The organism is Chloracidobacterium sp., from assembly GCA_016720705.1.
Lineage (GTDB): Bacteria > Acidobacteriota > Blastocatellia > Pyrinomonadales > Pyrinomonadaceae > OLB17.
This window is the reverse complement of the sequence record JADKKB010000001.1, coordinates 108486-124119: the sequence shown is the minus strand read 5'-3', so window position 1 is coordinate 124119 and position 15634 is coordinate 108486. Positions and strand designations below refer to the sequence as shown.

The 15634-nt window shown below is 51.5% G+C and carries 12 protein-coding genes; 3 read left to right on the top strand and 9 right to left on the bottom strand.

Features of this window, described 5'->3' with window-relative positions; genetic code table 11:
- Window positions 1–4: 4 nt before the first annotated feature.
- From IPQ00_00585 to IPQ00_00575, 3 genes are all read right to left on the bottom strand, one after another.
- Window positions 5–3163, bottom strand: a complete 3159-nt coding sequence (locus IPQ00_00585) for a glycosyl hydrolase (protein MBL0239065.1) — start codon at window positions 3161–3163, stop codon at window positions 5–7.
- 279 nt (window positions 3164–3442) lie between these two features.
- Entirely contained in the window at window positions 3443–4846 is a 1404-nt protein-coding gene (gene gndA / locus IPQ00_00580; GenBank protein MBL0239064.1) for an NADP-dependent phosphogluconate dehydrogenase, read from the bottom strand.
- A gap of 133 nt (window positions 4847–4979) precedes the next feature.
- Entirely contained in the window at window positions 4980–5897 is a 918-nt protein-coding gene (locus tag IPQ00_00575) for a phosphotransferase (GenBank protein MBL0239063.1), read from the bottom strand.
- A gap of 41 nt (window positions 5898–5938) precedes the next feature.
- On the opposite strand from IPQ00_00575, the gene IPQ00_00570 reads away from it, so the two are divergent.
- Window positions 5939–6847, top strand: a complete 909-nt coding sequence (locus IPQ00_00570; GenBank protein ID MBL0239062.1) for a threonine/serine dehydratase — start codon at window positions 5939–5941, stop codon at window positions 6845–6847.
- A gap of 13 nt (window positions 6848–6860) precedes the next feature.
- Here IPQ00_00570 and IPQ00_00565 read toward each other — a convergent pair whose 3' ends face one another.
- From IPQ00_00565 to IPQ00_00555, 3 genes are read right to left on the bottom strand one after another with little or no spacing between them, the layout of a single operon-like run.
- Window positions 6861–7556 carry a hypothetical protein gene (locus IPQ00_00565; protein MBL0239061.1) on the bottom strand — a complete coding sequence of 232 codons (696 nt, stop codon included), beginning with the start codon at window positions 7554–7556 and terminating at the stop codon, window positions 6861–6863.
- Complete coding sequence (locus IPQ00_00560) at window positions 7553–9229, bottom strand: type II/IV secretion system protein (GenBank protein ID MBL0239060.1); 1677 nt, start codon at window positions 9227–9229, stop codon at window positions 7553–7555. Before IPQ00_00560 ends, IPQ00_00565 begins: the two co-directional genes overlap by 4 nt.
- A gap of 28 nt (window positions 9230–9257) precedes the next feature.
- A complete protein-coding gene (locus IPQ00_00555; GenBank protein ID MBL0239059.1) occupies window positions 9258–10493 on the bottom strand; it encodes a type II secretion system F family protein in 1236 nt (411 codons plus the stop codon).
- 334 nt (window positions 10494–10827) lie between these two features.
- On the opposite strand from IPQ00_00555, the gene IPQ00_00550 reads away from it, so the two are divergent.
- Window positions 10828–11748: a VWA domain-containing protein gene (locus IPQ00_00550; protein MBL0239058.1), complete on the top strand. Its 921-nt coding sequence runs from the start codon at window positions 10828–10830 to the stop codon at window positions 11746–11748.
- Between the two features lie 25 nt (window positions 11749–11773).
- Window positions 11774–12868 carry a VWA domain-containing protein gene (locus IPQ00_00545; protein MBL0239057.1) on the top strand — a complete coding sequence of 365 codons (1095 nt, stop codon included), beginning with the start codon at window positions 11774–11776 and terminating at the stop codon, window positions 12866–12868.
- 70 nt (window positions 12869–12938) lie between these two features.
- On the opposite strand, the gene IPQ00_00540 is transcribed toward IPQ00_00545, so the two are convergent.
- The 3 genes from IPQ00_00540 to IPQ00_00530 form a co-directional block, all read right to left on the bottom strand.
- Window positions 12939–13265, bottom strand: a complete 327-nt coding sequence (locus tag IPQ00_00540; GenBank protein MBL0239056.1) for a BMC domain-containing protein — start codon at window positions 13263–13265, stop codon at window positions 12939–12941.
- A 139-nt stretch (window positions 13266–13404) separates the two neighbouring features.
- Entirely contained in the window at window positions 13405–13728 is a 324-nt protein-coding gene (locus tag IPQ00_00535; GenBank protein MBL0239055.1) for a hypothetical protein, read from the bottom strand.
- Window positions 13729–13846: 118 nt separating this feature from the next.
- Window positions 13847–15562, bottom strand: coding sequence for an aldehyde dehydrogenase family protein (locus tag IPQ00_00530; GenBank protein ID MBL0239054.1), 1716 nt, complete (start codon window positions 15560–15562; stop codon window positions 13847–13849).
- Window positions 15563–15634: the final 72 nt, after the last annotated feature.

Here is a 15634-nt window from a genome sequence, read left to right as displayed (position 1 = left end):
CGCGTTACTTTTCCCAAACGGCACCGACTCCTGCCTCCCAAAGTAATTTGTTCAATGCCGGAATATCCTTCTCGTTCAGTTCGGCCGCTCGAGAACGAAGTCCGGCCCATTGTGTGGTGAGTTCCGCAAGCCGGTCGATCGATGGTTGATTGATGCGCGGAATATCACTTTCCGTCTGGTTCATCAGGAACAAATAATTGGCTGTGAATTTGTTGGGGAAATTATCTACGTCATCATACGCTTTTGCCTTTCGTTGAATCATTTCCTCGTCCCAGGCCTTGAGTCGTTTTACCAGTTCTTCGCCACTTTTCCGAATCGCGGCAAATTTATCGACCGTCGGTAAGCCCTTAAGAATGCCTGATAATTGTAGTTGTTTAGCATACAGGCTGTTGACCAGACGGTGCATCGTGGCCGCCTCGCCCTCCATACGTAGCATCAACTTATGATATTCAAGATATTCTGCCGGTGTGGTCGGATAAAGCGGGTTGGGCAATATCTCAAATCCGGAAGTAACTGTTTGTCCTGCGACCTTAAAGATAGCGGTAAACTTGCCCGGCGATGCTTTATGCCCGGCGTAACTGCTCTCGATATATACACCCGGAACGCCCGGGATAGTCCGGTGACGCATATTCCACACGAATCGATTGAGGCCCGTGGACTTGGCGAGCGACGGGTCTTCGTCCGGGCCACCATCCCATTTTCGATATGCGGCGTCGGGCGTCGATGAAAATGTGTTCACAATAACGCCGGCGGCGTCACGTATCTCAAGCGTCACTTCATCGGTCTTTTTAATTTCGGGGAGATTGTAATAAAAAACAACGCCGTTTGCGGGATTGACTCCTCGAAATCGGTTTGCACCGGTAAATTCACTATCCGAATCGTCAAGTTCGCTTGAACCATTTGCTATGTATGCCGGAGATGCTTGATAAACCGAAAACGCCGGCATATTCTTAGCGTACTGCCGAATCACATTTAGATCGTCTAGTATCCAGAACGATCGCCCGGATGTGGAGGCGATCAGATTGCCTTGGTGTACACGCAGATCGGTGATCGGCGTTACCGGCAAATTTAGCTGAAACGGCGTCCAATCTGATCCGCCGTTCCAAGAGATAAAAACGCCAAGCTCGGTTCCGGCAAAAAGCAATCCCTTTCGAACTTCATCCTCACGGACAACGCGCGTGAAAGCATCTGCCGGTATCCCGTTGTTGATCTTCGTCCAAGTCGCCCCGTAATCTGAGGTCTTATAAAGGCCGGGCGAATGGTCGTTGAATTTATAACGGGTGGTTGCGATGTACGCCGTCGCCTTATCGAAGGGCGATATCTCGATCGCATTTATCAGACATTCGGCAAGCCCCGGCGGTGTGACATTTTTCCAGGTAGCTCCGCCATCGCGTGTAAGTTGAACAAGTCCGTCGTCACTTCCGGTCCAGATCACGCCCTTTTCGTGAGGCGACTCGGCTATATATGAGAGAGTGCCGTAATTTTCCGCTCCGACTGCTTCGTTTGTAAACGGTCCGCCGCCTTTCCCCTGTTTGTCCTTCTCATTTCGCGTTAGATCCGGCGAGACCTCTTTCCACGTCTTGCCCATATCGCCGGTCTTGAGCAAATACTGCGAGCCGTGATAGTAGGTGTTCGGTTCGTGTTTGCTCCAGATAATGGGAGCATTCCAGTTATAACGATACTTAATGTCCTTGGCATCCATCCCCAGATATTGGTTCGGTGCGGCCATTATATTTGTGTCGGCCTTTGCCCTTACGTCTAGCACTCCGATCGTTCCCTGATAGCTGCCGCCAAGCACGAATTTGGGATCATTCGGATCGAATGCCAGAAATGCACTTTCACCTCCGGCCGACGACGTCCAACTTGAAGCCGTAATGCCTCCGCCGCCAAATTCGCGGCTGGCGATCGACACCGACGTACTATCCTGCTGTCCGCCGTAAATACGATACGGAAACTGATTATCGACGTTTATACGGTAGAACTGTGCCGTCGGCATATTGCTCTGCGTACTCCAGCTCTTCCCCTTATTAAAGGTGACGGCGGAACCACCGTCATTGGAAATTATGAAATTATTCGGGTTGTCGGGATTGATCCACAGATCGTGAAAGTCACCGTGTGTTCCCGACAGCGTCTCCCAGGTCCGTCCACCATCGTTTGAACGTAAAGCCGGTGCACTCAGTACGTAGAGCGTATTTTCACTCTTTGGATCGACGAACAGTTCGATGTAATACCAAGCCCTCTGCGTCAAGCGATTGTCGTCGGAAACCTGTTTCCAATTTTTACCGCCATTATTGGATACAAAGAGTCCACCTTGATCCTTTTCCGTATCGCTTTCGATCAACGCCCAAACTTTTTCAGGGTTCGAACGGCTGACTGCGATGGACATTTTTCCCATCTCGTTCGGTAGCCCGTCCTTAAGCTTTTCCCAGGTTTCGCCGCGATCAACGGATTTATAAAGTCCGCTTCCCGGTCCGCCACTTATCACTTTCCAAGGCAATCTGCCGTGTTCCCACATTGCGGCGTATAGGACGCGGGTGTTGGTCATATCCATCGACAACTCAGACGCGCCAGTCTTGTCATCGACGAAAAGAATATTTTTCCACGTCGAACCGCCATCGGACGATCGATATACACCGCGTTGCGACGAACGGCTATACAGAGCTCCCTGGGCAGCTACGAAAAGTACGTTCGGATCCTTTGGGTCAACGATTATCCGCGAAATGTGCTGAGTTTCGTCGAGCCCCATCTTTTTCCAAGTCTTGCCGGCGTCAGTCGAACGATATACACCGTCGCCGTGATGGGTCATCACTCCGCGAACGGCGTGTTCGCCCATCCCGACATAGACAACGTTCGGGTCGCTTTCGGCAACGGCGATAGCGCCGATGGAGCCGGTCTTAAAGTACCCGTCAGATATGTTTCGCCACGTAATGCCCATATCGTCGGTCTTCCACAGACCACCGCCGGTCGTACCCATATAATAGGTTTTGGGGTCTCCGACCACACCGGTTCCGGCATTTGAACGCCCGCCGCGAAACGGTCCGATCGAACGCCACTTTACCGGCTTTAACTGCTTATTTAGATCGTCAGTATTAGACGAGACGGGCATTTGAGCGAACAAATGACCCGAAAACAAGCAAATCGCGAAAAGACTCAGCAAACGCATCAGCATATTTTGTGCTCCCGGAATGTTGGAAATTTAGGACGATACTACACTAATTATGATTTTTGTAACATAGCAACCGATGCAAAAAAGACGAATTGAGCACAGTGTGACCGCCTTTTTCTTGGGTCTTTTGCGATTGCTGCAAGCGGATAGAGCAAAACGATTATGCATTGAGTCCGGTTAGTTGCCGTGATCCGTTCGATCTGTGGGCGCGGGGAAGCAATCAGACAGGTGCCCTTCGGCAGACGTCTCGGCCATATTGGATTTCGCAGAAGCTTGCTATTGATCCCAATCAGGGGTGTGAAACGTTCCTTCTTTATCGGTTCGCTGGTAAGTGTGAGCTCCGAAATAATCCCGCTGAGCCTGGATCAGGTTCGCCGGAAGCCGCTCGCTTCGGAAGGCGTCGAAATAAGCGAGTGTTGCCGCAAAGCACATCGCCGGAATTCCCTGACCGACCGCGGACGACACCATTTTGCGTATTGCCAAAGCGTTGCTTCCCACAGTTTTAGCAATATCGCTGTCCATCAAAATTGTTTCAAGCTCCGGAGTTGCCGAATACACGCGCATTATATCCTCGAGTAATGCCGAGCGGATAATGCACCCACCACGCCAGATGCGGGCGATCTCAGCAATGTCGAGGCCATAGCCGTGTTCCTTGGATGCGGCAGCGAGCATCGAGAGCCCTTGGGCATAAGTGACGACAAACGCGGCCTTCAGCGCACGTTCAAGTTCTTCGACGGAAAGCGGCGAATGACCCTGTGGAATTGCGAAGTCGTAACATTTCGAGAGTTCTCCGCGCAACTTCTTTTGCGAAGAGATCTGCCGCATCGTAACCGCACTGTCTATTGTCGGAACCGGTACGCCGAGGTCCATCGCCGCCTGGGACGTCCATTTGCCGGTGCCCTTTTGTCCCGCAGTATCGAGTATCTCATCCACCAGAAACTGGCCGCTTTCAGGATCCCGTTTTTGAAGCACGGTAGAGGTGATCTCTATTAGAAATGAATTCAAATGGCCCGCGTTCCACTTAGAAAAAACGCGTGCGATCTCGTCCGACTGCATCCCTGCGACGGTCTTTAGATGGTCGTAAGTCTCAGCGATAAGCTGCATCAGGCCGTATTCGATACCGTTATGGACCATTTTGACAAAATGGCCCGCCGATCCGCTGCCCATATACGCAACGCACGGTTCGCTGCCGACTTTTGCTGACACGGCTTGCAGCGTTGTTTCGATGCGTTTGTAATATTCGATCTTGCCGCCCGGCATAATACTCGCACCGTGACGCGCACCTTCCTCGCCGCCGCTGACACCGATACCCATAAAGCCAATATTTTTCGCGTCAAGTTCGGCGATTCGACAATCGGTGTCGGTAAAATGTGAGTTGCCACCGTCAATGATCAGATCGTCCGGATCAAGGTGCGGGACGAGGTCGGCGATCACTTTATCTACTATCGGCCCGGCCGGCACAAGTAGCATAATATTCCTGGGAGATTCGAGTTTCGCTAGAAAATCAGGCAGGTCGACACCGACAGCTACCGGCATTCCGGCTCCCTCTTGCAGCAACAGAGCTCGTTTGTCAGCGTCGAGGTCATATCCGACACCGCTAATGCCGTGTTCGGCGATATTTAGTAGAAAATTGCGGCCCATTGTCCCGAGCCCGATCATTCCGAAATGTGCTTTGGTCATAATGTTGGTCCCACCACAGAGATCACTTAGAAAGAAGACTTGATATCGAAAAACACGCTCACACAATCTCTGAGTCCTGTGTGCCCTCTGTGGTAAGTACGCCTTTAGTATTCTAGAATTTTCAGTCGCTAATTCAAACTTTCCAGACGTCCGAGAAGCCGAGTTCGTCGGAGAACATCTCGGGCATCTCGTCGAATAACCACCACCAGGTCAAAACCATCTTGCAGAACGCCCATTTTCGAACGACGACCTCTTCGAGGTCGAATGCAGTAGCAAAATGAGTGACAGCCCGGTCCATCTTGCCGTCAAGCCTCGTATCCCAGTCAAGCCAATCACGATGGTGATTCAGAAATACGCCAATATCGTAACCAACGTGGCCGACCATCCCTTTCGGGTCAATGGCAAGAAACTTCTCACGTTTCGCCGTCAGAATATTATCGTGATGCAGATCACCGTGGATCAAGAACGTATTACCAGTGTCAGTCGAGAGTTCAGCGTAAAAGGCAAGAGCCCTTTCAGCGAGGTCCTGCGGAAAGGCCGTACCCTCGGAGTTTCGCAGCCCGTCAAACCAATCGTCCAAATTTATATAGTCATCGACCTCAGTTGGCACAGGACGCAAAAGACGCTTTAACAGGTCAATGCCGACACCGACTGCCCGCTCACGATCTTTCCTGCACTCCGATCTGAGATTGACTCCGGGAGTTATCCGCTCGAGCAAAACGGCTTGACGTTCACGGTCGAATCTGAGGCACTCAACTGCTCCATGTCCGTCGATCGCCTGCAAATACGCCGCCTCGCCATAGATCTCAACGTCGTTGAGCGGTAGGGCGACTTTTATTACGGCAGGCGTACCGTCCGACAATGATGCATTCGCAACATAGTTGTACGAAAGGTTACGGAAATGACCGGCAGCGGTGATGTTCCACTCTTTTTCAAGTGCCGCGATGGTATCCGGCAGGTCATTAAGCCACTTTTCGCCCCTTTCTCCACAAAGTGTACGGGTATTTTCGACAAATTTATTTGGCAGGGCGGCGACAAATTCTTTATTCATTGTTCTTGACGATTTTAGCCTGTCTGGTAGATTCTAAACAAATGAGATCATTGATCGAAGCGATCCGGCCGACGACTTTCATCGAATCGTCAAAATTACGAGATCACCTGGGGCTCGACGTCACACTCGCGAGCGAGACCTTTCAGCATACCGGCAGCTTTAAGTTTCGGGCGGCGTATAATTTGGCGTCGAATGTCGAACAAAATGAGATTTTGACGGCGTCATCAGGCAATTTCGGTCAAGCACTCGCATATGCCTGCAAACTCGTCGGAAAAAAATGCACCGTGGTAATGCCGTCCACTTCGGCAACGGTAAAGATCGACGCCGTTCGCAGTTTTGGTGCAACGGTCGATCTGGTCGACACGACCAAAATCGGCCGCAATGAGCGCGTCGCCCAATTAGCCGCTTTAATGCCTGATGCGTATTTTGCCAGCGCCTACGATGACAAATACGTGATCGAGGGCAACGCATCGATCGGGGACGAAATTGCCGGACGTGATTTTGATGCCGTCATTACGCCTGTCGGCGGCGGTGGACTCATCTCAGGCATTGTCACGGGATTATGCCGCAGTGGAAAAAATACAAAAGTATATGGGGCTGAGCCACTACTCGGAAACGATGCCTCACGATCACTGAAAGCCGTAACATTGATCGCAAATGAAACTGAACCATCGACCATTGCCGACGGTGCTCGGACCATCTCGCTAGGCAAACTGAATTGGGAGATCATTAAGGATGGCGTGGTCGATATTATGGAGGTTTCTGACGAAAAACTATCGGAGGCCGTGAAAATGTATTTCGATCTCGCCAATCTTAAATCGGAGCCAACAGGCGCCCTATCACTTGGTGCGGTCCTCGCGGACGCCGAAAGATTTCGTGGGCAAAAGATATGTCTGATCGTGAGCGGCGGCAACGTCGATCCCGCCGTCTACAGTGACCTGATCAGATAGAGCATTCCACAACCTACTTTATCGTCTTGCGGTACACACCTGTAAACGTGACGTTCGCTCCGCCGCAATAACGATTGTCGGCGACGATCAAGTACCCGCCGACGAGATGCATAGTTGCTTTGCACGCATACTCATCCGTGTCGGCCTCGCCAAACTTGAGGACGTTCCCTTTCGGGGCGGCCAGACCGTCCAGTTCGCCAAAGTGAATATTGTCACCTAAGCCTTTCCAGAATGCCTCGCCGGAAACATTTAGTGTTTGTGGTAATTTATTCTCAGTAAGAGTGATGCTGTTCTCGCCGTATCCCCAGTTTCCGAGCCACGCTCGGATCGGCGTTTTCGCAATGGGCGTCGCGATATCGAGGTCAGAGGCCTTGATCCATCCAGTGGTTTCGCTCCCCGTTTTGCCGAAATACCAAGAGCACGCGAACCCCTTATAAACTCTCGAAACTATGACCCGATCGCCGGGTATGATATATGACTTTGTACGGCACGCCTCACTCGTTGGACACGCAGTTTCATAGTCATTGAAAAAGTATGTCCGCTTTGACTTCGAAGCGATCGCTTTTACGGTCCCGATCTTAAACTCTTTTGAATCTTCAGGAAAAAGGCCGTTTCGACACCAGTTTTCCGGGTTACCGGGCGTTTGCGCGTGGACGGCATAAAGCGAGCCTATGATTACAGCAATAAGTGCGATAGATCGTTTGATCATCCCTTTATTTCCTCGACAAATGTGACCCGATTGATCTCGTAGAGCGTCGTTTGCCCGGCAAAAACCTTTTTGACGGCTGATTCTCTGAGACTGGAGAGCCCCTCTTTCTCAGCCTGCCGACGAATCTCGGAGCCCGGACGCCGCTCAATGATCATCTCGCGAATATTATCTGACATATCAAGCAATTCGTGTATGGCCGAACGACCTCGATACCCCGTATGATTACACGCATCACAACCGACATTTCGATAAAATGACCGATCGCCAACGTCCTCGGGCCGCATACCGGATTCGATCAACTCATCTTCGGTCGGCTGATACGGCCTTTTGCAGATCGGGCAAAGCAATCTGACAAGCCGTTGGGCAAGCACACAGTTGAGCGATGAAACAAAGTTGTAAGGCTCGACACCCATATTCAGAAATCGGCCGATCACGTCGATAACATTGTTGGCGTGAACGGTCGTAAACACGAGGTGGCCGGTTAAAGCCGATTGGATCGCGATCTGAGCCGTCTCTTCGTCGCGGATCTCACCGACCATTATCTTGTCAGGATCGTGACGCAGTATAGACCTCAGCCCGCGAGCAAATGTCAGACCCTTCTTTTCGTTTACGGGGATCTGGACGATACCGTGAAGTTGATACTCGACCGGATCCTCGATCGTGATGATCTTGTCCTCATCGTTACGGATCTCGTTAAGGGCAGCGTAGAGCGTGGTGGTCTTACCCGAACCGGTCGGGCCTGTAACGAGTACCATTCCGTACGGTTCTTTTATGTATAGGCGAAATCGACGAACGTCCTCGTCGTCAAATCCGACCACATCCAGATCCAGATTCTTGAAACTCTCGTTGATCTGCTCCTTATCGAGGATACGGATCACCGCATCTTCACCAAAAACAGTCGGCATGATCGAGACACGAAAATCGACCGTGCGGCCTTTATACCTTACTCGGAATCGGCCGTCCTGCGGGATCCGGCGTTCGGCAATGTCGAGTTCTGACATAACCTTGATACGTGAAATTAGCGTTTGGTGGTAGGCGATGTCTATCGGATCGACCTTGGCATAAAGAGCTCCGTCGATGCGAAATTTGACTTGCACATCGCGTTCGCGCGTCTCGATATGGATGTCCGATGCCCGCGATTCCATCGCGTTGTAGAGCACCGTGTCCACAAGTTTGATGATCGGCGACATCTCGGAGTCATTTGCCAGACGGTCAAGATCAAGTACTTCGTCGCCCTGATCGGTCTCTTTGACCAAAGATATCTTGAAGGACGAGGCTGCCTCGGCCATCACTCTCTGGGTAGCGTCACCCTTCTTTAACACGACATCTATCGCACCGGCGGTGGAAACGTGCGGGACGATCCTGACGTTAAGGACGTTTTCAAGCTCGTCGAGACGTTCCAGATTCGTGGGGTCGGCCATTGCGACATAGAGATTATTGCCATCGCGCTTTAATGGGACGATCTGATTTCTAAGCATCAGATCTACCGGGATCTTGCTTAGCTCAACCTGATCGACCGGCGACGATTTGTCCGGCGGCAGCAGATCGACATACGGCATACGGTAACGCCGGGCAAGTTCCTTTGCCTCGAGCACCTCAGGCGGTTCGTTTTCGAGAAAATCCGTCAGCTCGATCTTAGGTAATGATGTTGTGGTTGAAACTTCTGAGCTCATTTTCTTTATATGTAAATGCGGCCTGCCTCTATTTCTTGCCGCCGAACGGCCCCGACGAGATCGTCTGTATGATCGGCAAATAGATCGCCAACAGTATGACTACAACGATACCCGCCATAAATAAAAGTATCGCAGGCTCAAGCAAGGTTGTAAGTTGTTCGAGCCGGACCTCGGCCTCTGCATCATAAAATAATGCGACCTCGTCAAGCATTTCTCTCAAGCTGCCGGATTTCTCTCCGATTCCGATCATATCCAGGCCAAGTTCCGGTATCCAGTTCGCTTGTTCCAGCGCCTCCGTAAACCCCCGGCCCTCACGGATCATCGACGAGACAGCTTGACTCCGGCGGCGAAGCTCGAGGTTGTTCAAGGCCTGAGATGCGATATCCCACGAATCAGGCACAGTAATGCCGCCCGAGAGTAGCGTAGACAGCGAGCGGGAGAGTTGGGCCGTCGCCATATTCCTGATCAACTGGCCCGCGACTGGCAATTTAAGTAAAAAGCGGTGCAGCATCAGTCTGCCGTTAGCGGTCCGGAGCCAAATGTACATTCCGAGGCCGACAACAAGCAGAAGTGGTGCAAGCCACCAAATATTATTTGCGACGCCGGTCGAGATCGCGAGCACGACCACCGTGACCGTCGGCAGTCCGCGATTTGCACTCAGTCCTTTGAACAGATCCGACATTCGCGGAACGATGTAAAGCGTCAAGAATGCCACCATCATCGTCGCAGCGACGAGCAAAAACGCGGGGTATGCCAATGCTCCCCGGAGCTTGCGCGAGATCCCGACGCTACGCTTCAAGTAGGTGACAAAACGCGATAGAACGTCGTCCAAAGCACCGCTCTTTTCGCCTGCGAGAATAGATGCAGTATAGATCTTCGGGAAAAGGCCCTGTGCTTCGAAGGCCTCAGAGAGCGGAACGCCACTTTTGATCTTTTCCTCGACGTCGACAAGCACAATTCGGAGATTTTCAGACGCCGTTCTTGTTTTGAGTAGGCCGATCGACTGCAGCACCGGAATACCCGCGCGCAACAATGCCGAAAACTGTTGATTAAAAAGCAGGAAATCAGCCTGTTTGACTTTGCCTTTTGACCCGCGGCCAAGCGATAGCATTGCCGAAAGTCCGCTTTCGGAACTCGCAATATTGAATACTCTAAAGCCTTCTTCTTCGAGTCGACGGCGTGCCTCATCGACCGCACTCGCCTCGACGATGCGGGTCACGATCTCGCCGGATGGCGTTCCCAGTCTGCAAACAAATTCAGCCATAGGTCGTGTGACAAAATCCTATCAAGTTCCAAACTCCCGGCGGGCAGCACCCAGTTCAAACCAGTCCAAATATCTGATGCTACAACGTCTCAGAATTATAGCACGCCGGAATTTGCCAAATGTTGCGTCGAAACAGCTTTTATCGCTTTTTTGGACTGTCGGGAACAACCAAACCAATTTCCCCATCATCATAAGTCTATCTTGCGATAGGTGCGTCGTTCTTTTACGATATAAGAGTCGAACGGAGTCAAATATGTTCCCAAATCTGTTCTCACGGCCAAGGTTATTCCCGCGGCAGTTATATGTATTATTCCTACTGTTTGCCTTAATATCGTTGGCATCGGTTACACACGCCCAAGTCCAGCCATCTCCAACGCCGACTCCGCAATTTGTCGACGACCGCAATGACGCACCAGTCCGCGTCAAGACCGATCTCGTTACGCTCACTTTGACAGTCACTGATCTTTACGGGCGTTATGTTTCCGGGCTCAATAAGAAAGCGTTTACTATCAACGACAATAATCAGGATCAGGAGATCACGTTTTTTAGCGACAGTGACGCTCCGGTCTCGATCGGAATCCTTTTTGACGTTTCCGGTTCGATGAGCGGGCAAAAGATCGCCAAAGCCCGAAATGCACTATCCCGCTTTATCAGCACCAGCCATCCGAACGACGAGTATTTTCTGATCGCTTTTAACAATCGTGCTCAGTTGTTGCTTGATCGTTCGCGTGACGGTGATGCGGTCTTAAAAAAGCTCACACTCGTCGAACCGCGTCAGAACACGGCACTCTACGATGCGGTCTATCTCGGCACAGAACGAGTAACACGCGGCACCCATCAAAAAAGAGCGATGCTCATAATCAGTGACGGCCAGGACAATGCTTCACGATATAATTTTGGCGAAGTCCGACGGCTGATGAAGGAGTCCGACGTTGTTACGTATTCGGTCGGAATTATGGATGGGCGCGACTCTACGAGTATGATCGGGATGCAGGGGCAGTCCTTCCTGGATGAGCTTAGTTCCGTTACGGGCGGAAAATCCTTCTACCCGCAGTCGGATGTGGAAATGGACGAGATATTTGAAAGGATCGCCCTGGAGCTGCGCCATCAATATTCGATCGGTTACACTCCTAAGGATTTCGAACCAAATGGAAAATGGCGTAAAGTGAAAGTTAAGGTCAAACCCCCAAGAGGATTGCCGCGTCTAACCGTCCGGGCACGCGAAGGCTATTTCGCGACGCCGAACACAAATTAGAGAATCCGGTACGCTATTTGTCACGATGAAAAATAAACTTGCCCTGATTGGCCTTATCTTTGCCGCCGCCGGCGTCTTTTGCGCAAACGCCTTAACCGAAACGGCGTCCGCCCAAAAGATGTCGACCGCCACGCCGACGCCGTCCCCCGTTGCCGTAAAACCGACCCCGACCCCGACACCATTCGACGATCCGAACGAGATCATCAAGGTCGACACCGAACTCGTAAACTTAAACGTTCGCGTGGTTGATCGCAACAATCGTCCCATCAATGATCTCCAACAAAAGGATTTCAAGATCTTCGAAGATAATAAGCTTCAGGAAGTCGATTTCTTTTCGCGTGCAGATGTACCGACCAACTACGCTCTTGTGATCGATAATTCCGGCAGCTTACGGCCGCAACTTGAAAAGGTGATAGAGGCCGGAAAGATCCTCATCGATACAAACAAGCCTGAAGATGAAACTACGATCGTCCGATTTGTCGGCCGCGACAAGATAAGTATCGAACAACCTTTCACATCAAATAAGGCGGATCTGGTCGATGCTCTCGACAATCTTTACATCGAGGGCGGACAGACTGCCATTATCGACGCCGTTTATCTCGCCGTCGAAAACGTTGACGATTATGAGAAATCAAAAGCGCAAAATGACCGTAAACGCCGTGCTCTCATTTTGGTTTCCGATGGCGAAGACCGCGACAGTTATTATAACGAAAAGCAGTTGTTCGAGCTCCTGCGTGAATCAGAGGTACAGATCTACGTGATAGGGTTCGTCGGTGATCTGAGTTCTGAGGGTGGTTTTATAGGCAAGAGCCCGCAAGGCAAGGCGAAAGCCTTTTTGGAAAGAATGGCTGCTGAGACCGGTGGAAAGGCGTACTTTCCGGGTACGGTCGGCGAATTGCCGACACTTGCAAAAGAGATCTCAAACGAATTACGGACGCAGTATTCGATCGGCTATATCCCGTCAAATGACACACGCGACGGAACTTTTAGAAATATCAAGGTCGTTGTCGAGGATGGCCCGAACAAACAAAAACGCATTGCAGTGTCGCGTACCGGGCGAGTTGCCGAGGGCTCGACGCCCACTCTGCAAAAACCGGTTCAGGCACCAAAACCACGATAAGACGTCGCCAAACATTAAAAGGGCGAGTTGCTCATCGGCAACTCGCCCTTTTTGTATAAAGTGCTGACTATTAGGCTTCGGGTACCGAACCAGATATTTTCTTACGGTTTGTCTCACCGGTATATAGTACCGGGATACCGTCATCGACTTCGTCGTGGGGACGCGGAATGACGTGAACCGCCGTCACCGTTCCTATCCGACGCGCCGCCGCCGCACCTGCGTCGACCGCCGCTTTGACGGCACCGACCTCGCCGCGAACGATCGCCGTTACAAGGCCTGCATCGATCTTTTCATACCCAACCAGCTTCACATTGGCAGATTTGACCATAGCGTCCGCCGCCTCGATCATCGCCACCAAGCCAAAGCATTCCACCATACCTAGTGCTTGCATAATAATTCCTATCCACCCTGATGATACTATTGACGGCTACGTTTGATGAAATATCGAAACACCAATATCACCGCCGAAAGCATAGTCATTCCGCCGAATATAACAATAAAGAATAACGCTCCCGATGTAAGCATCACATCACCGCCTACTTCAAAAAAACCGTAAAGATCACGATCGCGACCGCGACAACGAATATCAGCAAGACCACTAGACCATAGTGCCGATATGATGCCGCGTCCGCCGGTTCCCATACCACCTCAAACTGCTTTTTCGTCGTCCGCCTCGCCCGCTTTCTGTCTCGTGCAGCCGTTTCTAATTTGGCCTTTGCCTGATCCGCCGGCGGAAAGTCTGACGAAAGCTTGGCCTCAAGTTCGGCGAGACTATTGTCAGACGCGGACGGCTGCTTTTCCGATTCGGCCTCGACCGAGGTTGTAGCAGACGTCGCATCGACGTCGTTCAAGTCACTCACCAGTGACGATCCACACCCGTAACAAAACTGTGTTTCGGGTCTTATTCCCGCACCACATTTGTGACAAACGGGCCCCTTGTTCGAAGAATTCGCCATCGCTATTCTAATATGCCGGAGACTACATTAAGACAAATATCTCTCTTTCATTACCCAGATCGCGTGCCGATGGCGTCAGGATCGTCTTTTTGCTAATAAATATCTTGGCGTTGTTTGAATCCGCACGTCGTACATCGTCCTCACAAACAAAATCTACGGCCACCGGCGGCCGCTCTGCGACAGGCGGCGGTTCAGGTATAAGGTGATGCAGAATCGTTTTGACCGGCGACTCACTTTGCGGTTTGGAGTCGATTTCCGGCTTGTTCACCAATGCCGTCGGACGGCCTTTTAGAAAGCCATCAACCAGAGCCGCTATATCTTGGCGGCTAACCGATCGTTTCGACGTTGATGCGACCGGTGATGCGGTCTGCACTGACTTGGGCCGCGGCATATTTATTGGCTTAGATTCAAATGCCACGCGTTTTATATCCATTAAATGGATCGGCGACACATTGTCAGATGTCACGTTTCCGCCCCAAGACCCGCAACCAAGTGTCATCGATGGCGATAGATCGGTCGAAAATCCTATCGCTCCGTGCGTCGTCGGCGAATTAATAATGATTCGTGACGCAGGCATCTGATCGCCATACCGTACGGCCGCCGACCGATCCTGGGTATGCATTCCCGCTGTATGGCCCATTCCGCCGAATTGTAGAATTTCACGACAGCGATTTGCCCCTTGCTCTATACCGTCAACCACAAAGAACGCGAGCATTGGCGAAAGCTTTTCGACCGACCAAGGAAACTCTCGTCCGACACCTGCGCAATCAGCGATCAAGCAGCGAGTTCCGTCCGGCACATTGATCCCTGCAAGTTCTGCAATATGAACGGCAGATCGACCAACGATTAATGGATTGAGCGTTCTCTGGGGTGTTAAGAGTACTTTTGCGACAGCATCGGCATCGCCCGGATTCAGGAAGTGACCGCCTTGAGCCTTAAACTGCTCTCGAACCGCCGCCTCAACCGGGGCATCGACCACGACCGACTGCTCAGAAGCACAGATCGTCCCATTATCGAAGCAAGTGCCGGTCAGAATATCTGCTACCGCCTTTTCAATATTCGCAGAGCGTTCAATAAATGAAGGGACGTTTCCCGGCCCGACACCAAAAGCCGGTTTACCGGAGGAATACGCGGCACGGACGAGGCCCGTGCCGCCCGTAGCAAGTATGACCGCGGTATTCTTATGCCTCATCAAAGCCTCAGTCCCCTCAAGCGAGGAGACGGTCAGACACTTGATCGCATCCGCCGGAAGACCGAGTCTGATCCCTTCGTCACGCATCAATCTGGCCGTTTCAGCAATACACTTCGCGGCCGACGGATGTGGGGAAAGCACTACGGTATTTCTGGATTTGATCGCGATGATGATCTTAAATATTGCGGTCGAGGTTGGGTTCGTCGACGGAATGATGGCGGCTACGACTCCGCGAGGACTAACGATCTCGACGATATTCTTTGTATCCGATACAACGCCGACCGTCTTTAGGTTACGGAAGTGATTCCAAACATCTTCGGCCGCAAATCGGTTCTTTTCCCGTTTATCCTCGGCGTTTCCAAAACCTGTCTCTTCGTGAGCCATTTGCCCGAGGCGTGCGGCATTTATCAGAGCCACGCGTGACATCGCATCACAGATAGAATCTATCTTATGCTGGTCAAACTCTGACACGATCTCAAAAGCCATACGAGCGGCGTCCACCGCGTCGCGGGCCTCTTGTTGTGCAATTAGGTCCTTGTCACCCATTGAGCGTCCGGCCAAAACGAACGCTCCGGCTCACCGTTCTTATATAGGACGGTTTCACCGGCGCGATCTTGG

Bases quoted from the DNA above. Each gene is read 5' to 3' on its own strand.
- IPQ00_00575 (MBL0239063.1), bottom strand. From the start codon at position 5,897: ATGAATAAAGAATTTGTCGCCGCCCTGCCAAATAAATTTGTCGAAAAT.
- gndA (MBL0239064.1), bottom strand. From the start codon at position 4,846: ATGACCAAAGCACATTTCGGAATGATCGGGCTCGGGACAATGGGCCGC.
- IPQ00_00565 (MBL0239061.1), bottom strand. From the start codon at position 7,556: ATGATCAAACGATCTATCGCACTTATTGCTGTAATCATAGGCTCGCTT.
- IPQ00_00560 (MBL0239060.1), bottom strand. From the start codon at position 9,229: ATGAGCTCAGAAGTTTCAACCACAACATCATTACCTAAGATCGAGCTG.
- IPQ00_00570 (MBL0239062.1), top strand. From the start codon at position 5,939: ATGAGATCATTGATCGAAGCGATCCGGCCGACGACTTTCATCGAATCG.
- IPQ00_00555 (MBL0239059.1), bottom strand. From the start codon at position 10,493: ATGGCTGAATTTGTTTGCAGACTGGGAACGCCATCCGGCGAGATCGTG.
- IPQ00_00530 (MBL0239054.1), bottom strand. From the start codon at position 15,562: ATGGGTGACAAGGACCTAATTGCACAACAAGAGGCCCGCGACGCGGTG.
- IPQ00_00585 (MBL0239065.1), bottom strand. From the start codon at position 3,163: ATGCGTTTGCTGAGTCTTTTCGCGATTTGCTTGTTTTCGGGTCATTTG.
- IPQ00_00545 (MBL0239057.1), top strand. From the start codon at position 11,774: ATGAAAAATAAACTTGCCCTGATTGGCCTTATCTTTGCCGCCGCCGGC.